Origin of the sequence: Gardnerella vaginalis (assembly GCF_001546485.1) — a bacterium.
GTDB classification, from domain to species: Bacteria; Actinomycetota; Actinomycetes; order Actinomycetales; family Bifidobacteriaceae; genus Bifidobacterium; species Bifidobacterium vaginale_D.
Window position 1 is genome coordinate 4618 of the sequence record NZ_KQ956860.1, and the last position, 20535, is coordinate 25152.

At 45.4% G+C, this 20535-nt stretch carries 17 protein-coding genes; 1 reads left to right on the forward strand and 16 read right to left on the reverse strand.

The features are described 5' to 3' along the window. Positions 1 to 313: 313 nt before the first annotated feature. The 12 genes from whiA to efp all read right to left on the reverse strand — a co-directional run bounded on the left by whiA (position 314) and on the right by efp (position 16208). Entirely contained in the window at positions 314 to 1261 is a 948-nt protein-coding gene (gene whiA / locus HMPREF3208_RS03605; protein ID WP_064347282.1) for a DNA-binding protein WhiA, read from the reverse strand. A gap of 361 nt (positions 1262 to 1622) precedes the next feature. Continuing rightward, a complete protein-coding gene (rapZ, locus tag HMPREF3208_RS03610; protein WP_155639964.1) occupies positions 1623 to 2498 on the reverse strand; it encodes an RNase adapter RapZ in 876 nt (291 codons plus the stop codon). 110 nt (positions 2499 to 2608) lie between these two features. Then, the gene (locus HMPREF3208_RS03615; protein WP_064347286.1) at positions 2609 to 3817 is read right to left on the reverse strand and encodes a shikimate dehydrogenase family protein; all 1209 of its coding nucleotides are present in this window, start codon (positions 3815 to 3817) and stop codon (positions 2609 to 2611) included. An 88-nt stretch (positions 3818 to 3905) separates the two neighbouring features. Next, a complete protein-coding gene (locus HMPREF3208_RS03620; RefSeq protein WP_064347288.1) occupies positions 3906 to 6422 on the reverse strand; it encodes a primosomal protein N' in 2517 nt (838 codons plus the stop codon). An 80-nt stretch (positions 6423 to 6502) separates the two neighbouring features. After that, positions 6503 to 7723, reverse strand: a complete 1221-nt coding sequence (metK, locus tag HMPREF3208_RS03625; RefSeq protein WP_032814545.1) for a methionine adenosyltransferase — start codon at positions 7721 to 7723, stop codon at positions 6503 to 6505. 133 nt (positions 7724 to 7856) lie between these two features. Next, on the reverse strand, positions 7857 to 8141 hold the full coding sequence (rpoZ, locus tag HMPREF3208_RS03630) for a DNA-directed RNA polymerase subunit omega (protein WP_016636937.1): 285 nt from the start codon (positions 8139 to 8141) through the stop codon (positions 7857 to 7859). Between the two features lie 83 nt (positions 8142 to 8224). After that, positions 8225 to 8851, reverse strand: a complete 627-nt coding sequence (gene gmk / locus HMPREF3208_RS03635; protein ID WP_016636938.1) for a guanylate kinase — start codon at positions 8849 to 8851, stop codon at positions 8225 to 8227. Between the two features lie 16 nt (positions 8852 to 8867). Then, complete coding sequence (gene pyrF / locus HMPREF3208_RS03640) at positions 8868 to 9779, reverse strand: orotidine-5'-phosphate decarboxylase (protein WP_016636939.1); 912 nt, start codon at positions 9777 to 9779, stop codon at positions 8868 to 8870. Positions 9780 to 9782: 3 nt separating this feature from the next. After that, positions 9783 to 13178, reverse strand: a complete 3396-nt coding sequence (carB, locus tag HMPREF3208_RS03645; RefSeq protein WP_064347290.1) for a carbamoyl-phosphate synthase large subunit — start codon at positions 13176 to 13178, stop codon at positions 9783 to 9785. Positions 13179 to 13229: 51 nt separating this feature from the next. Next, complete coding sequence (gene carA, locus HMPREF3208_RS03650; protein ID WP_064347291.1) at positions 13230 to 14441, reverse strand: glutamine-hydrolyzing carbamoyl-phosphate synthase small subunit; 1212 nt, start codon at positions 14439 to 14441, stop codon at positions 13230 to 13232. A 529-nt stretch (positions 14442 to 14970) separates the two neighbouring features. Beyond that, positions 14971 to 15486 (reverse strand): transcription antitermination factor NusB, encoded by a 516-nt coding sequence (nusB, locus tag HMPREF3208_RS03655; RefSeq protein ID WP_016637441.1) that lies wholly within the window; start codon positions 15484 to 15486, stop codon positions 14971 to 14973. Between the two features lie 158 nt (positions 15487 to 15644). Continuing rightward, positions 15645 to 16208, reverse strand: coding sequence for an elongation factor P (efp, locus tag HMPREF3208_RS03660; RefSeq protein WP_016637442.1), 564 nt, complete (start codon positions 16206 to 16208; stop codon positions 15645 to 15647). A 130-nt stretch (positions 16209 to 16338) separates the two neighbouring features. Between efp and HMPREF3208_RS03665 the strand changes: the two genes are divergently transcribed. Next, positions 16339 to 16728, forward strand: a complete 390-nt coding sequence (locus HMPREF3208_RS03665; RefSeq protein WP_016637443.1) for a YccF domain-containing protein — start codon at positions 16339 to 16341, stop codon at positions 16726 to 16728. Here HMPREF3208_RS03665 and pyrE read toward each other — a convergent pair. From pyrE to pyrF (HMPREF3208_RS03685), 4 genes are all read right to left on the reverse strand, one after another. Further along, a complete protein-coding gene (gene pyrE / locus HMPREF3208_RS03670; protein WP_016637444.1) occupies positions 16704 to 17396 on the reverse strand; it encodes an orotate phosphoribosyltransferase in 693 nt (230 codons plus the stop codon). The two genes, HMPREF3208_RS03665 and pyrE, sit on opposite strands and share 25 nt — an antisense overlap. A gap of 99 nt (positions 17397 to 17495) precedes the next feature. Continuing rightward, positions 17496 to 18485 (reverse strand): dihydroorotate dehydrogenase, encoded by a 990-nt coding sequence (locus HMPREF3208_RS03675; protein WP_064347293.1) that lies wholly within the window; start codon positions 18483 to 18485, stop codon positions 17496 to 17498. Positions 18486 to 18490: 5 nt separating this feature from the next. Next, entirely contained in the window at positions 18491 to 19387 is an 897-nt protein-coding gene (locus tag HMPREF3208_RS03680; protein WP_064347294.1) for a dihydroorotate dehydrogenase electron transfer subunit, read from the reverse strand. 88 nt (positions 19388 to 19475) lie between these two features. Next, positions 19476 to 20519, reverse strand: coding sequence for an orotidine-5'-phosphate decarboxylase (gene pyrF / locus HMPREF3208_RS03685; protein ID WP_064347297.1), 1044 nt, complete (start codon positions 20517 to 20519; stop codon positions 19476 to 19478). Positions 20520 to 20535: the final 16 nt, after the last annotated feature.

Here is a 20535-nt window from a genome sequence, read left to right on the forward strand (position 1 = left end):
ACACCACACCAGACACTCCTACCACGCACCCACCCGCAGCTTAGTTGCGCGAATTTAGTTGCACTAAGTAAACCACGCACCTGCGCAACTTTCTGCACGAGTCTATGAGTTTTGTGTTAAAGAGTAGTGAGATAGAGGTCAAGAAAATTTCGGGCAGAGTGCTAAAAGAGGAGCGCAGCGACGGAACGCACGATGCTGAAATTTCCTTGACCTCACAACACTAAACACCAAACACATTAACCAAAACTCATAGACGATACGCAAGAACATCGCAACCAAAACAGTTACGCACACAGACCACGCAAAATCAGCATTAAAGCTGCTGCATACGCGACTTCTCAACTTTCGCCGAAAGCTGCAAAAGTCTACGAATACGACCTGCAATAGCATCCTTCGTAATAGGCGGATCAGCTAAATGTCCAAGTTCTTCCAAGCTTGCGTCACTATGCTCCAAACGAAGCTTTCCAGCCATCAACAAATTATCTGGAATGTCGTCGCCCAAAATATCGAAGGCGTGACGAACTTTTTCGCAAGCTTCGGCGGCAGCTTTAGCACTACGACGCATGTTCGCATCATCAAAGTTAGCTAAACGATTCGCTTTACCACGAGCCTCGCCATCTGAACGCTTTCCAGTCCATTCACGAGCCGAGCGAGGAGCACCAATTAAGTTCAACATGCGTTCGATTGCGTCAGAATCGCGCAAAGTCACACGTTCGGAGCTACGTACTTGACGTGCTTTAGCACTAATGCCTAAACGTGCTGCCATCGTCTGTAAAGCGTTTGCAGCTTCGTGAGTTGGGCACACGACTTCAAGGTAACTAGCTTTGCCTGGATCGGAAATTGCACCATGCGCTAAGAAAGCGCCACGCCAGGCTGCTTTAATTTGGGCAATGCTACCACCGACAATTTCGGGAGCTAGACCAGCAACAATGCGCATACGCCGGTCAAGTAGACCAGATTGCAATGCCAATGCTGCTGCCCCACGCTCAACTACGACGTCGTAGCGAACAACTGTGCCTGTAGGCGTTTGACGAGAAACTTGCGAAATGGTAGCTTCTCGCTGGAAATACACCTTCAAAACTTCAAGAAGCCACTGTGCGGCACGCTGCGAATCAAACTGAGCGCGGATGATTGCTTGATTATTTACTGGTCTTAAACCGCCAGCAAAACGCATCATCGCTGCTGCTTGAGCCATAATGACCGTCGGGAGCTCATTGTTGTTGGAAACGAGTTCATTTTTGACGTCGTCAAGAAGAGCCAAGGGACAACCTCCTACTTTTGTTCTTCTTAAAATATGCGTGCTATTGTTACTTGCATGGTGCGGTGGCACGCGACATGCCCGGCTTTCTGTGATACAGAATACGTTGGACATTTTAGCATTATTTGTTCATGCGTACAGTACAATTTTTTGCAATTATTGAATTTTTAAGCTTATATAGTTTTGTTTTTGCTGTAATTTTATTAATTTTATTAATTATATTTATTTGTTGATATATGCTGGTCTACTATTCTCGTTTGTTATTCTCGTACGATAATTATTTATGCATTTACGATAAACATTTACAATAAACATTTACAATAAACATTTACAATAATTATTCATACATTGCACTAATAATTATTCACGATCTGCGCTGAAGTTCTCGCGCAGATACCGTAACTTGCAAGCCATGCAAACGCAAACGCCTAGCAAGCTCAATACTCACTGCCACTGAACGATGCTGACCTCCTGTACAACCAACAGCAATGGTCACATAATGCTTATCTTCTTTAGCAAAACCATCGATAGCAGTAAGCAGCGCCTTTTCGTAAGCATCCAAAAAAGCAACAGCTGCAGGATTTGCAAGAACATAATCGCTTACAGGCTTATCTTTTCCAGTTAAATCACGCAATTGCGGTACCCAGAATGGGTTAGGCAAAAAGCGCATATCCGCCACAAAATCAGCATCCATTGGCATTCCATATTTGAAACCAAAACTGAAAATATGTACCGCTACCGTCGAAGAACCCTTACCAAGCAAACCTTCATAAAGTTTAGTTGAAAGTTGGTGAATACTCAAAGTTGAAGTATCGATAATAATATCCGCGCAATCTTTTAAATGACTCAGCAGCTCACGTTCTTCTCGAATGCCGTCAATAAGTCTACCGCCGCGTTGTAAAGGATGCGGTCTTCGCACAGACTCGTAGCGCTTAATAAGCACAGAATCTGAAGCATCTAAGAACAATATGCGCGTTTTTACACCAAGTTCGTCAATATGAGCGAGCACAGCGAATAAGTCATCGAAGTATCCTCGCGAGCGCACATCAATAACTGCGGCAAGTTTGTGCACTTTTGAACCGGATGATGTCATCATATCTACCAGCGGTATGAGTAGTTTTGGTGGAAGATTGTCGATAACGTACCATCCCATATCTTCCAAAGCGTTGGCTGCGTGCGAGCGCCCAGCTCCGCTCATGCCGGTGATTAGCATAACTTCAAAACCGTCTGCTAATTGCATGTTGATTGCGCCGTGAGTATTTGCGTCTAATTCTTGATTCGCGCTATTTTGCGAGATATTTTGCGCGCTATTTTGCATATCGCTTTTCGCATCAGCTTGATTTTCGGCGCTCATAATGCCTCCTGTAATGCTTTTCGCATGCAATCAATTAAATCTTTAGGATCTTTAGAATTATCGTAATCTTCGGTCTTGTCAGAATCATTATTAGAAATATTTTCCGCGATTACTTCAGATTTTACTTCAGTTTTTTCTTCCGATTTTTCTTCAGATTTTTCTTCAGCTTTTTCTTCAGCTTCTTCTTTAGAATTTCTGTACTCAAACGTCATAAGCTTTACTTGCTCTAAAGCTTGATACAAAAGCATTTCTTCGCCGCCAATCCCCAATCCGTATTGCCTCCACGCGCTAAGAAGCATGCTTGGGCGAGGATCGTACACTACGTCAAGCAGTGTTCCTAGGCTTTTTACGCGCCTATTTTTGCAGTATGCTTTTAGTGCTATTGCCAAGCCGTCTGCAACGTGCGCAGGAACGGTGCTTATTACAATATCTGCTTCTGCAATTGCGCGAATTGCGTCTAAGGAACTTAAAGATTGCAAAATGAGAGATTCGTCACATTTTAATATTTCTTCGCTAATTTTTGGAAACTCAATCCCTATAACCGATTCGTAATTTGCGTCGGTTTCATTGCTTTTCTTTTCGCTACTTTCATTTTCGCTACTTTCTAAGCACGGCTCTATGCTTCTGCTGTTTGGAGAATCAGCGCAATACGCGCGCAGAAGATTATTAAAACGCTCTACACCTTTTACGCTACCGTCACTTTCAGTTCTAGCAACAACTTGTACCTGCTCAAGTTTTGAGGCTTGCGCAATTTCTATAAGTGCCGCCATTGCTGAGGATGCAGTGTTGCCGCTGCCAATAATAACAGCTTTTTTTACGCCGGTTATGCGCTCGTGCAAAGCCTGAATAAAAGCCATAATTATGCCGCTTACGTCCGTGTTGCACAGTTCAATTTGTGAAGGCGAAGCAGTTGCAGGATTGCTGGTAAAAATCGCTGTGTTTGCTACGTTAAGCACTTTAGACCAGTAGTCGCAAGGAGTGCCGAGTTTCATTATGGTTTTTTTCAGTGGCATAGTAAGGCTTAAGCCTTTCCAAGAATCGTCAAGATTGGATATAAAATCCGCTAGCTCAGTTTCGCTGACTTTTTTCTTGCTATATTGCCAATTCGTAAGTCCTAAAGCTTGATAAGCTGCGTTGTGTAATACGGGAGATAGCGAGTGAGCAATAGGGTTTCCCAATACCGCGCAATGATATATTTTTGACATAGTTACTCCCTTATCAGCACGCTTTCATAAGCTTCAGTAAGCTCTATGATGCTTCGGCACGCTTTCATGCGTACATATTAAGTATATTTTAGTAAGCTAGTAAGTCTTTTGGATCAATGCAGAAACGCAATTCTCCTGCAGCTCGCGTTGCAACATGGTGTGCTATTTCCTTATGCAAGCGATCTACTAGTTCTTGTCGCCAAGAAATTGGTACTCTTACTACCGCTTTTACACGATCGTCGAGTTCAGCAAAATGATGATACTGGTCGGTAGCCGGCGGGTGCATAGGAACAATACCTAGCAGTGGCGGAATTGTGGCAAGTTCACTATGTTGATCAGGTTGCGCGGTGTGCGCGGATGTAGTTTGCGCATCAAACGTCAGCATGTTGGGTAAATTCGGTAAATCATGTGAAGTAGATGATGTACTTGCATCTTGATGTTGATCATGGTGATGATTCGTGGCGGCTTGTTCTTTTGGCATAGCACCAATATTTTGTAGTGCTTGCACAACAGCATCGCGTGCTCCCCATACACATGCTGCTGTTACGCAAGGAGGCAACATTGTTTGTTTTCGCTCAAGAATTTCACTGCAAGAAATTTGTGTAGTATCCCATAGCGTAAGCGCTCTAGCTAGAGTCGAATAAGTTTCACCAATTAACAGCACGCTGCCACCACGAGTACGAGGCGCACACAATCCAGCTGCTTTCATCCAAGCAGTAAGCGTATCTATTCGCGCGTCAAGACCTGACGCATACAAGCTCACCCACGTATCGAGTATGGCAACAACACCGTATTCGCCATTTTGATCGCCGTTGTGTGAGCGAACGCGCGGTTCAGCGCCTGGTGTCGCTACAACAACGACACGCTGTTCATCAATGCACTCAATAATGCCATTCGGCTGATGAGGAGATGAAAGTACAATAGGTACATTTTTCAATAGTTTCGCTAATTCACCGGCAGTACCAGCAGCCCCAACTCGTATAACACGCATATTACTATTTCCGCAATGCGAGCACACCCACGATACTGCACTAGCGCCACACCAAAGACAGCGAATTGACTGCTTAGGATTACTAACGTCAAGAGGACCCATACATCGTTTACAACGTGCTTGCTGTTTGCATGAAGTACACACTGCTGATTGAGCTACACCATCTTGTGGAATGGAAAGCAGCACGGGCTTATTTTCATCAAGCGCATCGTTAATTGCTCTTACTGCAATATGCGGTATGCGTGCCCCAATACTTGGATCAGCCAGCGTTGCTAAAGTTTCGCGATTAAGCCAGCGAACCCAAGGGATTAGTTTTTCACGAGCTGATTTGCGCGCAGTTACAGGAACGCTAGATCCGCTGACTTCTTGCGGAACTTGCGAAACTTGCGGAACTTGTGAATTTTTCAAATAGCAATCAACTTCGCTTTGACTTAACGCACTTCGCGAATATGCCATCGCTACAAACACGCCACCATGTCGTTTTGCACGAAGTCGCAAAACCCCGCGAGCTTGAGCGTAAGGCATCATCCCATCAGCATACTGGTAGGCGGTATCTTCAACAATAGCAAATAATGCATCCCCCTCAACCGGAGCGTACATTGCAGCACGCGTTCCGAGCACACAAGGAACTATTCCAGACGCTATAGCACGCCACGCACGGTAACGGTCAGCTGGAGTATCCGCTGACGATAAACGCGCAACATCACCGTCAAAACTGCCAGCCGAAAAACCCGGATGCGTTTCATCCATGCGCTTATACGGCTTTAAACCATACGCCATAAGCGCACGCATCACATCATTAACTTCGCGAAGCGTAGGTAATACTGCAACAGCCTGCTTACCTGCACTTATAGCTGTAGCAAGCATCCAAGCCAAGTCTTGAGCGAGTCGTTGAGTACCAGGAAGTGCATCCACTACAAAAGCTTGAGAAACGGTATTCGCTGCTTGATTCACTACTTGATTCGCTGCTTGATACTCACTTTGATATTCAACGTACTGCTTCCCAAAATCTGCATAAGTAGTATTCTTACTTAACGCTTGATATAGCATATCCGCATTTTCGTAAGATTCAAGCATTCGCGCAGTAGTAGCATACGCTGAATCAGCATTGTGATTACTGATCAAACGTTGCTTAAGTTTGTTACACCAATCTTTTCTACGATGGAGGCGAATACTATCGAATACTTCTTCATGTTCTACACGAGCCACTCGCTGCGGAACAGCAAGACGAAGAATATTCGCACTAGTTCCCCCATAAGCCTTTGCAATAGTATCGATATCATCGCGCAAAGACTTAGAAAGTAACACATCTGAAGGAAGCACGCGATCTAAAAATCGCAAAGCAGAAGCAGGAGTATCAGTATGCGAAGACCGCGACCAAATAACGCCTGTAAGCTTTTGCGCACCAAAACGCACGCGCACGAAAGCTCCCGGCTGAGCCACCTCATCCTGATCTTGAGATATCAAATAGTCAAACGTACGACCCAAATGTGAAGCTTGAACATCAAGCATTACGTGAGCAATAGCACAATCACCCGCAGGAACACGCGAAACAGCGTTACGTTTACGCTTTGTTTTACGCGCCAATCCATCTAACGAAGGTTGCTCTGCCATACAATACCCTTTAGTTCTGTTTGAATTACCTCACATAACTACTGTTAGTTTACTGCAACATTATTGAGCAATACTATTGACTATTTGCAACCTAATGCAGCGCGAAGCTGTTCAGTGCGATTCGTTTCTTCCCACGGGAAAAGCACATCCTTGCGACCAAAGTGACCATAAGCTGCAGTTTTTGCATAAATTGGACGCAATAAATTAAGCTCGTCAATAATAGCAGCCGGACGCAAATCAAAAACTTCACGAACAGCACGCGCAATATCTGCGCGCGTAATACCGTCAACTTCAGTACCAAACGTTTCAACATTCACGCTTACAGGATCAGCAATACCGATAGCATACGCAACCTGCACTTCTGCTTTATGAGCAAGACCGGCAGCAACAATATTCTTTGCAACCCAGCGAGCAGCATAAGCAGCAGAACGATCCACTTTGCTAGGATCTTTACCAGAAAAAGCACCGCCACCATGATGCGCCGCACCACCATAGGTATCAACAATAATTTTTCGACCGGTTAAACCAGAATCTGCCGCAGGACCGCCCAACACAAAAGAACCAGTAGGGTTTACCAGCATGCGGTACGAATCATGCGCAATACTATGTGGAAGTACTTCATCTAACACAGGCTCAACAACATGTTCTACAAGCTGAGTCTGAAGCCATTCGCGAGAGACTTCAGAATCATGCTGTGTAGAAATAAGAACAGTATCCAAACGTTGTGGCACACCGTTAGCATCATACTCAATAGTTACTTGCGTTTTACCATCTGGACGCAAATGTGACACTATACCATCCTTACGAACTCGCGCAAGCTGCTGTGCTAAACGATGAGCCAGATAAATCGGCAGTGGCATAAACGTATCAGTTTCGTCGCTCGCATAACCGAACATCACACCCTGATCTCCAGCTCCCTGAGCAGCATAACGTTCTTCGCGAGAAGCAGCACTTTCATGCATCGCATCTAAGCGAGCAACGCCTTGATTAATCTCAGCACTCTGCTCAGTTAAAGAAACCATCACACCGCAAGAATCGGCGTCAAGCCCAATCGTTGAACTCGTATACCCAACATTACGCACTACACGACGCACAATGCCTGGAATATCCGTATATACCTCTCCACGCACTTCACCGAAAACAACAAACTGCCCAACCGAAGCACACACCTCTACAGCAACATGCGCATGAGCATCTTGACGCAGCATATCATCCAAAATAGCGTCAGCAATCTGATCGCACAGTTTGTCTGGATGACCTTCAGTAACAGATTCTGCAGAAATCAACTTACGTTCTTCCACATTCCCCCCTAAACTCATAGTCAATAAAGGCTATATAAGCGAAAAAACGCAGTCGGCATCCGAACAAACACAGATGACACGACTGCGATTACATGTATAAAAGACGCTACAGTAATATAATTCTTATTACTTGTTAATTGCCTTCAGATAAATCGTCTTCACCAAGCGTTTCTTCTAGCGAGCCGTTATTAATCTCGCGGAAAGCAATAGATAAAGGTTTTTCTTGATTTTGATACTCAACTAATGGGCCAACATTTTGCAGCAAACCTTCATTCAGCTGGGTGAAATAAGCATTAATTTGACGTGCTCGTTTTGCAGCAAATAAGGCAAGCGCATACTTGGAATCCGCATGTTGCATCAAATCGTCAATTGGTGGATTCGCAAGACCCGTAGGTGTTGGCTGAGTGCCTAATGCCATAATATTCTCCAAATTCTATGGTGCCACAATAGTTCCAAAAGGATTATTATAGGTTATCTCTTGGATATTGCGGTAAGTGATATTTATAAGTCGTATTCGCGAGCAATAACATTCCAAAGTTCGTCCGCCGCGCGCTCAGCATTGTCATTAACAATAACAACATCAAATTCACTGGCTGCAGCAATCTCAACTTTTGCTGTCTCCAAACGTTTTGCTTGCTGCTCAGGAGTTTCAGTGCCTCTGCCAATAAGACGACGCTTAAGTTCCTCAAAACTTGGCGGAGCAATAAAAACGTATATAACTTCCAAACCAAGACGCGCAGACTCTTGCTTAACACGTCGAGCACCTTGCAAATCAATTTCTAACAAAGTAGGAATATCTTGCTCAAGATGATCCAAAACCGGCTGCAGTAGCGTACCGTAATGCGCCATACCGTGCACTAAAGCAGTTTCCAAAAACTCACCATTGCGCCTACGACGCTCAAACTCTTCTTCATCCAAGAACCAATAGTGAATACCATTAAACTCACCCGGCCGAGGATCGCGAGTAGTAGCCGAAACAGACAACCAAATGTGAGGATGTTTTTCACGAAGTATCCCCTCTACTGTACCTTTACCAGCTGCAGTAGGGCCGGTTAATACGATTAAACGACGCTTAACCTGTGAAGAACGCGAATCTTGCGAAGCAGTCACATCACCTTTGGTAGTCATGTCTTTACCCTCTCACTTAAGCATGTTCGTCTGAGTCAATAAGCGCTTGGCGAATATCCCATGCTATACGCTCAGTTGCAGCGGAAAGATCCCCAATACTAGGACCATGCGAGGCAATAGAACGTGAAACAGTTACCAATACATTACCATGTGTACCAGCAAAAACACGCTTCAAGTCATTTGCTTCTGCGCCCTGCCAACCATAACCAGGAGAAAGAATTGGACCAGTAAAACTTGTAACGTCAATACCGCCACCGTTCATCCAGTCACCAATAGTAGCGCCAACAATTAAGCCAACTGAGCCCAAACCCTTAGTTTTATTATTAAAACTTTGAGCAGTTTGCGCAATTCCATGAGCTACAGTAGTTCCGCGATAAGTTCCACTTTGTCGGATTGCAGTTTGCAAACTTGCACCTTCACGATTAGACGTAAGAGAAGCAATAAAAACGCCTCGACCATTATTAAGCGCTTCGTTAATTAAGCCACCCATTGAACGAGCACCATAATACGGAAGCAAAGTAATAGCGTCGGCAAGCAGCGGCGCGTCCGGCTTAAAATATGCGTCAGCAAGCGCAGAAATAGTAGTAGATAAACCACCATGACCACAATCAACAATGGTAATAATGTCCATTTGACGAGCAGCATACAACACACGTTCAAGCGCTGCGAAACCTTTAGAACCGTAACGCTCGAACATGCTTGACTGGAATTTTACTGCAGCAGCTCTGCCATTCATAGCTTGTAACATACGCATAGAGAACAGCTCAGCGCCGAGAGCATCCACGTTATATCCCCAGTTCAGCAACATTTTGCGATGAGGATCAATACCTACGCATAAAGGACCATATTTAGCCATAGCGTTCTTCAAACGCAAACCAAAATTAGATCGTTGCGCCTGTAATTCTTGATTACGGATGCTCTCGGTCATGTATTAAGCCCGACTTTCTTGACTTTCTGCCTGTTCAATTGCAAACAGCTGTTGAGCATGCTCTTGGATGCTCATCACCTGATAATCGTTGTTCTTAACAGCTTCAATAGCCATTAAGACTGGTGCAAATTCGGTAATAGTAGTGAATTGTGGAAGATCCGCCGCTACAGCTGCCGCACGAATAGCATAGCCGTCCGTACGAGACCCTCTTGAATTCGGTGTGTTGAGTACCATATCAATCTTACCATTTTCGATAAGCTCTACAACATTTTTACCGATTCTTTCCTTGCTATACTCGCTATTACGCACATCCTTCGCCGTGTCGCCTTGACTAGAAAGTTTATCGACAATCACAGAATCAATACCGTAACGACGAAGCACCGAAGCAGTACCTTCAGTAGCCCAAATTGTGAAACCAAGTTCTACTAAGCGCACTGCAAGAAGTGGAAGTTGACGCTTATCCGCATCACTTACAGACACGAACACATTGCCACTGGTTGGCAAACCACCCTTGTATGCTGCAAGCTGGCTCTTAGCAAAAGCGTGCGGGAAGTCGCGGTCAAAGCCCATAACTTCGCCAGTAGAGCGCATTTCAGGTCCGAGCAAAATATCAACAGTGCGACCAACAGGAGTGCGGAAACGCTTGAAAGGTAGCACAGAAGCTTTAATAGCAACCTGCTGACCTGGGTGAATATCACCACCATCTCCCTTTGGAAGAAGAAGTCCGCGCTTACGCTGTTGAGCGATTGTTTCACCTGCCATAATTCGAGCAGCCGCTTTAGCAAGAGCAACACCAGTAGCTTTAGAAGCAAATGGAACAGTACGAGAAGCGCGAGGATTTGCTTCAATTACGTACAATGTGTTAGCCATAAAAGCGTATTGAACGTTAATAAGACCACGAACCGAGCAGCCGCGAGCAATCGAAAGCGTGCCCTCACGAAGACGACGAATCTGATCGTCCGAAAGCGTGCTTGGAGGGAGTGTGCAAGCAGCATCACCAGAGTGCACGCCAGCTTCCTCAACATGCTCCATAATGCCGCCAATATACAGCTCGTTGCCGTCATACAGCGCGTCAACGTCGATTTCAATAGCGTCCTGAAGGAACTTATCAATCAAAAGCGGCGAAGGTAAGCGACCAGAAACAACCGTGTCTGCTCGAGCTTCATCCAAAGCGCGCTCAACATACTTTGCAAGCTGAGCGTCATCGTACACGATTTCCATGCCACGACCACCGAGCACGTAGCTTGGGCGCACAAGAACCGGGTAGCCGATTGCATGAGCTGCATCTTTTGCTTCCTCAAGACTTAAAGCTGTGCCGTATCGAGGAGCGTTCATGCCTTCTTGACGAAGAACCTCACCAAACAGCTCACGATTTTCCGCCAAATCAATAGCCTCAGGAGTAGTTCCCAAAATTGGAACTCCTGCAGCTTTAAGACGCGCAGCCAACGAAAGTGGCGTTTGACCACCAAGCTGTACAATCACACCCTTAACAGGACCAAGCTTCTTTTCCGCTTCGTAAATTTCAAGCACATCTTCAAAAGTAAGAGGCTCAAAGTAAAGACGGTCAGACATGTCGTAATCCGTAGAAACTGTTTCAGGATTGCAATTCACCATAATGGTGTCGTAATCCTTACCCAATTCCTGAACAGCGTGAACGCAAGTGTAATCAAACTCAATACCCTGGCCAATTCGGTTCGGGCCAGAACCAAGGATAATCACAGCTTCACGATCGCGCTTCTTCAACTCGCTTTCGTCAGCGTAGCAAGAATAGTAGTAAGGCGTTGCTGCATCAAATTCAGCTGCGCAAGTATCAACCGTCTTGTAAACAGGGCGCAAACCGTAAGCCCAGCGAAGCTCACGAACCATGTTTTCGCCTTCGTCACCAAGATTACGCAAATGCGCAATTTGCACGTCCGAAAGACCTGCGAGCTTAGCGCGCTTCAAAACCTTAGGAGTTAAAGTTTCAGCTTCACGAACCGCGAGCGCAGTCTCGTTAATTTGAGCCAGCTGCTCTACAAACCAAGGGTCGATTTTTGTTGCTGCAAAAATCTGCTCCGGCGTTGCTCCGCCCCACAGCGCGCGCTGAATTTGCAAGTAGCGATGCTCGGTTGGAATGTGCATTTCTTCAAGAAGCTTACTAACTTCTTCCTTGCTTGGGCGCTCGCCGTCCCAGTTAAAGCATGCGTGACGCTTGTCGATTGAGCGCATTGCTTTTCCGAGAGATTCCTGGAAGTTTCCAGCCAAAGCCATTGCTTCACCAACTGACTTCATGGAAGTAGTAAGCGTGGTATCTGCTCCTGGGAACTTTTCAAACGCAAAGCGCGGAATCTTCGTTACGACGTAATCGATTGTTGGCTCGAAGCTTGCAGGAGTTGAACGCGTAATATCGTTTTGAATTTCGTCCAAAGTGTAGCCGAGAGCAAGTTTTGTTGCGATTTTTGCGATTGGGAAGCCAGTTGCTTTGGATGCGAGCGCGGAAGAACGCGATACGCGCGGATTCATTTCAATGACAATGATGCGGCCGGTTTGAGGGTTGATTGCGAACTGAATATTGCATCCGCCGGTGTCGACACCAACGCCTCGAATAATCGCAATACCAATATCGCGCATCTTCTGATACTCACGGTCGGTAAGCGTAAAGCAAGGAGCTACGGTAATTGAGTCACCCGTGTGCACGCCTACAGGGTCAACGTTTTCGATTGGGCAAACAACTACGACGTTATCTTTTGCATCGCGCATAAGCTCAAGCTCAAATTCCTTCCAACCTTCAATGCCTTCTTCAATAAGCACTTCATTGGTTGGAGAATAGTGAATGCCTGCTCCTGCAATGCGGTGGAGCTCTTCTTCGTTATGAGCAATGCCAGAGCCGAGGCCGCCCATGGTGAAGCTTGGGCGTACTACTACCGGGTATCCTAAAGTTTCAACAATGTTGTCTACTTCTTCGATTGAGTGAGCAATAAAGGATTTTGCAGACTCTGCACCGGCTTTTTCAACGACTTTTTTGAAAAGCTCACGATCTTCGCCGCGATCGATTGCTTCCAAAGAAGCGCCAATAAGCTCAACGTTATATTTTTCGAGGATTCCTGCACGACCCAAATCCATTGCAGCATTAAGAGCAGTTTGACCACCAAGCGTTGGAAGAAGCGCATCCGGGCGCTCTTTAGCAATAATGCGCTCCAAAATCGAAGTGTCAATTGGTTCAATATACGTTGCATCCGCAAGCTCCGGGTCTGTCATAATCGTAGCCGGGTTAGAGTTGACTAAGATAACGCGAATGCCTTCTTCATGCAACACTCGGCAAGCTTGCGTTCCTGAATAATCAAATTCTGCAGCCTGACCAATAACAATCGGACCGGAACCAATTACCATAACCGACTTAATATCAGTACGTTTTGGCATAGTAAATTTCTCTTTCCGTAAATCTTAAAATATTACTTGCTTTTTCGAGTATTACTTGTTTTTTCGAGTGTTTTCACGCATCAATTGCACAAAGCGGTCAAAGAGGTAGGAGGCATCGTGTGGGCCTGCTGCAGCTTCCGGGTGATATTGCACTGAGAACGCTGGTATATCAAGGCATTGCAAGCCTTCTACAACATTGTCGTTCAAGTCAATATGCGACACCATGACGCGACCAAAGTGACCGTTTTCGTAAGGAGATTGCACAGGACCGTCAAGAGGTGCGTCCACTGCGAAGCCGTGATTGTGAGCCGTAACTTCCACTTTTCCGGTTGTTACGTCTTTTACAGGCTGATTAATACCGCGGTGACCAAACTTCAGTTTGTACGTACCAAAGCCGAGAGCGCGACCAAGCAGCTGGTTTCCAAAGCAGATGCCAAAGAACGGATAGCCCGCGTCCAAAACTTTGCGCAAAAGCTCAACTTCGCGATTTGCTTGAGCAGGATCTCCAGGACCATTCGAGAAGAATACGCCATCTGCGTTCAGCGCTTGCAGAGATTCAAAGCTGATTGAGGAGCTTACAACGTGCACGCGGCAACCGCGCTCAGCCAAACGGTGAGGAGTCATAGATTTAATACCAAAGTCGACTGCCACAACCGTATAAAGCGGATCTTTTCCTTCAAAATCACCGCAAGGCTCAATCGTGTATGTTTCTTGAGTACTGACTTCATCCGTTAAACGCAAGCCCTGCATTTGAGGAGTCTGCTTAATTTCGTCAACGAAAGAAGCGACGGTACGAAAAGCCCCGGTTGACGAATCAACCAGGGCCTTATGAGAAAAAATGCCGGCACGCATAACGCCTACGGAGCGTAAATGACGTACCAGCTTTCGAGTATCAATACCACTAATGCCAACGACACCTTGTTTTTGTAAATCGTCTTCCAAGGAACCTTCAGCTCGCCAATTGCTAACTACTGGGCTTGGCTCCTTAACCACGTAACCTGCAACCCAAATGCGATGAGATTCAGGATCTTCGTGATTCATCCCCGTATTACCGATGTGTGGGAATGTTTGAACTACGATTTGTTGATCATAACTTGGATCAGTTAATGTTTCTTGATAACCAGTCATGCCCGTGGAGAACACAATCTCAGCGCGCGTAGAACCTTGCGCACCAAAAGGCTTACCGACGTAAACCTGACCATCCTCCAACACCAATACTGCATCATCACTGCCGAATCCGGCGAAGGTGTCGTTGTAATCCACCTTAACCCCCTTATGGCTTTAGGATATTCGTGGCAAGTCTACTCAGATTGTCGGACGGACGACGCGCCGGCGGTGGTTATTGCACGTCCTGCATTTTTGAGTATCGTCTATGAGTTTTGACTGATGTTTTAGATTGTTGCTTTGATGAGTCTAAAGAAATTTCAGCATCGCACGTCCCGTCGTTCACTCCGCACTTATGTGAAACATTTTTACTGTAACAAAATCTTGTTTATGTTATGTTGCGTTCGCTCAGTCCTCTTTTAGTGCTCTGCTCGAAATTTCTTTAGACTCTAAGTTAATAATCTTTAACACAAAACTCATAGACTCGTGCAAAAAGTTACGCAACGTGCGTGGAATAGCACAATAACTTACGCTTTGTCTTGTAATTGATAGGAGCGTTTAGTGTGGCGTCTGCAGAGCATTAATGCTAGTGTTATCAATCAACAGAAATCGACGGAAGCAAAGCATTAATGCTAGTGTTATCCAATCAACAGAAATCGACGGAAGCAAAGAACAACTGCAAAGCTTCTTACTCGGCAGCAGTTTCGTCAGTAGTTGCACCAGAATCAGCACCAGCTTCCGCAGAAGCATCTTCGCTAGCGTCTCCAGAGTCCTGCGCTTCGCCATTAAACTTTGCCAAGCAAGCGTCTTTATCTGCCACAACTGCGCTTAGTAAGCCGTGAATAAAGGCAATAGCCTCATCGTCACTATAGGTTTTAGCTAGCGCAATTGCCTCATCGATTGCAACTTTGTCTGGAATTTCGTCGTTGAGTAGTATCTCCCACACTGCAATGCGCAAAATATTACGGTCAATAACTGCCATTCTGCCAACTTTCCAGCCAGTTGAATAGCGGTTCAGCGTCTTATCAATTCTGTTACGTCGCTCTCCTACGCCTCGAACAATCTCAATAGCATATTCCGGAAGCGGAGTCTGAGCGCCAGGCTCTTTAACTCGCTCCTCAAGCAAAGAAAGAATATGCTGATTCTTCTCATCCGCCTCATACAGCGTATTTAAAGCCCTTTTACGAGCGGTGGAACGTGCCATAATAGCGCCCTTCTGTACAAAGTATTTATTGCGATATTACAATTCTGATACTAGTTTGATACGAAAATTGCGCGACCCAGTAACGAAAAATCGCCACCGGGTCACTCTATAAAAATTATTTTACAATGAGTTAGTTATCTATATGCAACTAGCTAATCTTAGTTTTCACGACCAAGGTAAGAGCCGTCACGAGTGTCAACCTTCACCTTTTCACCTTCACCCACGAACAGTGGAACCTGGATTTCAGCACCGGTTTCCACGGTTGCAGGCTTAGTACCAGCATTAGCACGGTTGCCTTGCAAGCCTGGCTCAGTGTGAGTAATAGTCAAAATTACGGAAGCTGGAAGCTCAACGCTCAAAGGAGTACCGTCATGGAAGCTCACGATGCAATCAGTACCCTCAAGCAAGTACTTGCTTTGCTCGCCAACTAACTCCTTAGGAATATACACCTGATCGTAGGTGGTCATATCCATGAAAACGAAGTTATCGCCATCTTCATAAGAATATTGCAAAGTACGATTATCAACGGTCTCGAACTCCATCTTCATGCCGGCGTTAAAAGTCTTGTCGACAATCTTGCCCGAGAGCACGTTCTTAATGGTGGTACGCACGAAAGCAGGACCCTTGCCTGGCTTTACATGCTGGAACTTAACGACGGTCCAAAGCTGACCTTCAAGGTTCAAAACCGATCCATTTTTAATATCATTGGTAGTTTGTGCCACGAGTTACCCGTTTCTTTCGCTAATACAGCTGCAATGTATGCAGCTAAGAAATAAACCTTGCTTATTATGCCACACAGTATCAACTTATGCACTCATGCACCAATATCATTGAGATTATATACTGAGCATTATGAAACTTTTTGGGAATATTGTATGGCTGTTATTCGGTGGTCTTTTCCTTGCAGCAAGCTGGTTCTTCATAGGATTATTACTTTGCATAACCATTATTGGCATACCGTTCGGTATGCAAGCTTTCAAAATGGCAATACTCACACTTACGCCATTTGGAAAGCATGTTATTTATACTGGTGGCGTTAGCACAATTTGGAATATATTATGGATTGTATTTCTCATTGGGCCAATGCTTGCGTTAGGCTATGTTATTTCAGGATTCATTTGCTGCTGCACAATTATTGGCATTCCATTTGGCATCCAAGCCTTTAAAATGGCAAAACTTGCGCTATGGCCGTTTGGTTCCGAAATTGTAGATGACAGTTACGCACCGTATGCACGCATATAGTTTGCAGCACGCGCAACTAACTCCTCATCCATAACTGGCTTTCCGTCAGCAGTAACTAAACGCTCAGCTGCTGCGAAAATTTCGCGCACGTTTGCAATTGGCAAAACTGGGAATCCAAACTCCTGCTCGACTGCTTTTACTGCTGAAAGTTCACTGTCTTTCGTGCGTTCCATTCTATCTACTGCCAAAATCAAGCCAACAACTTCCACATCTGCTTCCGCCTTAAGCTTCGGCAAAGTTTCGCGCACTGCAGTTCCAGCTGTCATCACGTCGTCAACAAGTAGCACTTTCATACCATCTTTGAGTGGTTTTCCAACCATTATTCCGCCGTCGCCGTGATCTTTGCGCTCTTTGCGGTCGAAAGTAAAGCCGACTGGCATATTGTGATTATTCGTTAAAGCCATTGCTGTAGAAACTGCCAGCGGAATACCCTTATAAGCAGGGCCGAAAACAGTGTCGATATCTTGTGGAAGTTTGCCTTCTTCGATTGCAGCCATTACGCGCTGAGCGTAGTATGAGCCCAAAGTTGAAATTTTCATGCCATCATCGAACGCTCCAGCATTAATAAAATACGGAGATTGACGACCAGATTTCAGCGTAAAGTCGCCAAATTTTAGCGCACCTGAATCAAGCAAAAACTTTGTGAAACGTTCATCTAATGAAGCCATTTTCTTCTCTCTTTCTTTTGAGTATTTTTATTTTTTAAGATATTTTAAGATTTTATTTGCGATTTTATTCGCGCTTTTAGTCACGATTTTATTCGCGCTTCAGCGCCAAGTTTTGCCTTCAGCAAGCAAAGAAGCAAGCTTTGGCCTAGAATCAAGCAAATCGTCAAGCTCGCGCGCAATGCGAATCGGAGCAGTAGGGTCCACCAGTGCTGCCGCCCCCACTTCTACTGCGTTTGCTCCGGCATACAAATATTCCAAAGCTTTTTCGCCAGAATCAATGCCACCAATGCCAATAATTGGAATATCTGGCATAGCTTGACGCACTCGCCACACGAATCCAAGTCCAATCGGGAAAATCGCAGGTCCAGAAACGCCGCCCGTACGGTTTGCAATAATCGGCTCACCAGTTCGAATATCAATTCGCAAACCAACCAGCGTGTTAATCATGCTTAAAGCGTCCGCTCCAGCGTCAACCGCAGCCTTGCAAATCGACACAATATCCGTCACATTTGGCGTCATTTTTACAATCATCGGCTTATTTGTCATGGCACGAAGTCGCTTAATTAAGCGGTGCAATGCCACAGGATCTGTACCAACGCTCATTCCACCGTGAGTTACGTTCGGGCAGCTCACATTAATTTCAAGCATGTCGGCAGAAGAATCAGCAAGCTTTTCAACAACTTGCGCATAATCGTCGTCACTGTGGCCTGCAACATTAGTAATAACAAGCGCTCCCATGGATTTTAGTTTTGGCAGCTCGTCAATAAGATAATGGTCGACTCCAGGATTTTGCAAACCGACTGCATTCACCATTCCGGAAGGAGATTCTGCAGTGCGCGGAGAAGGATTACCCTCCCAAGGGACTGGAGAAACGCCTTTAGTGCAAATTGCGCCGAGCTGACTTACGTCGTAAAAGCGTCGGCATGCTGCAAGCTGGAAAGTTCCGGAAGCAGTTCCAACCATATTCTTCCACTGAACGCCTGCAACTTGAGTTGGGTGCTTCCATACGTGACTAGTATCGAAACCAAAAGTTGCAGCGTTATTTACGCTATTTTCAGCATTATTTTCGGCATTATTTACAGCATTCATATTTTTTACTCCCAACCCAAACGATTCGCATCAAAAACTGGTCCGTCGTTACAAACTTTCAGTCTGCCTTCCAAAGTATCAACCACGCAAGCAACGCAAGTTCCATAACCGCATCCCATGCGCGCCTCAAGACTTAACTGGCATCGCATGTTACGCTCATGCGCCCAATGAGCTACGGCTTTCATCATAGGCAAAGGTCCACAAGACAAAATCACTGTTGGCAAATCGTCTTCAAAATCAAAATGATGATGTTGCTCAAGTTCGTCAAGAAGCGTAATAACCGTACCTTCAGCATTTGTAATACTGTGTACGTCTGCAATATATTCCTTCATGAAGTCGTCTGCAAAACGCTTACTACGGTAGCCAAGCACTGCTGTTACGCTAGAATCCTTGCGCTCACTCAAAGCTTGAGCCGCACACATAATAGGCGGCACACCCAAACCGCCACTAACCAACACATAATGCGCAGGCTCAGAAATATTAAAACCTAATCCCAAAGGTCCCAGCGCATCAACGCTATCTCCAGGCTTAAGTTCAGCAAACTCAGCAGTGCCTTTGCCAATCACAGCAAAAATCAGCGTAAACGTATCACCTTCTACACTTGCCACACCAAAAGGACGAGGAAGCATAGCAGTTGGATCAGGAGAATACAAGTTCACAAATTGTGCAGGTTTAGCATGCTGAGCAATCTCGGAATCTCGCAACGTCAAACGGTACACGCCTTCGTCAAGCTTTTCGTTATTAAGCACTTCTACAGCTCTACGACCCCAAAGACGCGAGTATTTCGCATTGTCACTTTCGTTCGACGCGCAGGATCCTGAAGAATCAAAAGCGTCTTCACGTAACGTAATTATGGCGTTTCCCGAGGCTTTTCGCGTTGGAATAAACATGCCATCACTCATGTGGTTTCCCCTACCCTTATATGTGTTTTGTACCGTTGCGTTTTGGTTATTCGATTATTTTTTATTTTTACTTTTTTAGTTATACATATTAGCGATATACTGCCTGACGTAAGTCATCTCGCATATTTCGCGCAGCAACAGCCGCAGATTCGCGCACAATATCAAGAATATTATCGAGAGACATATTGCCTTGATTATTCACATAATCTTGAGATTTTCGCCAAGCACCAATAATACCGCGCGAAGAGTTCACAATAGCGCCTTCACTGTTTTTATCAAACATTCCGGCAACATCTTGAGCAGTGCCACCTTGAGCACCGTAGCCTGGAACTAGGAAGAAAGTGTGAGGCATTAACTCGCGCAAATGCTTCCCCTCCTCCGGATGCGTAGCTCCCACAACCGCACCAACCCTAGAATAACCGTGCTTACCAAGAGTTGAAGCACCCCAGTTTTCAATCAAATCAGCCATATGCTCGTACACAGGCTTACCATCTTGCACAATAAGCTCCTGAAGTTCCTTGCTCGAAGGATTTGACGTACGCAATAGCACAAAAATACTTTTATTGTGTGCTACTGCTTCGTCAATAAAAGGCTTCACACCATCCGAACCCATATAAGGGTTAACAGTAAGCGAATCTTCATGCCACACGTCAAGATTTTTAGAGCTTTGTAGAAGATCATTCAGAGATTGAGGCAGCACGTTACCAGTAGCGTTTTCGCCGTCAAAATATGCAGAAAGATGAGCAAAACCGCTTAAATGAGCCGCATACTGTCCTGCTGTAGAGCCAATATCTCCTCGCTTTGCGTCACCTATTACAACTAATCCTTGCGATTTTGCGTATTCGCAAGTCATTGCGTACGTATCCATTCCAGCGGAACCAAGCGCCTCATACATTGCGATTTGCGGCTTTACAGCAGGCACAATATCCGCAACCGCGTCAATAATCGCGCGATTAAACTCAAAATAAGCGGTAGCAAGAAGCGTTGGCAACGCATCTTCACCTGCTACTTCTTGCAGAACTTCGTCAGCAAGACCGCTCATAATTTCTGCAGGCACAATACCCGGTTTAGGATCCAATCCCACGACACTAGGATTTTGTTTGGCTGCAATTGCTTCCATCAGCTCGTCCATAATTGTTACCAACCTC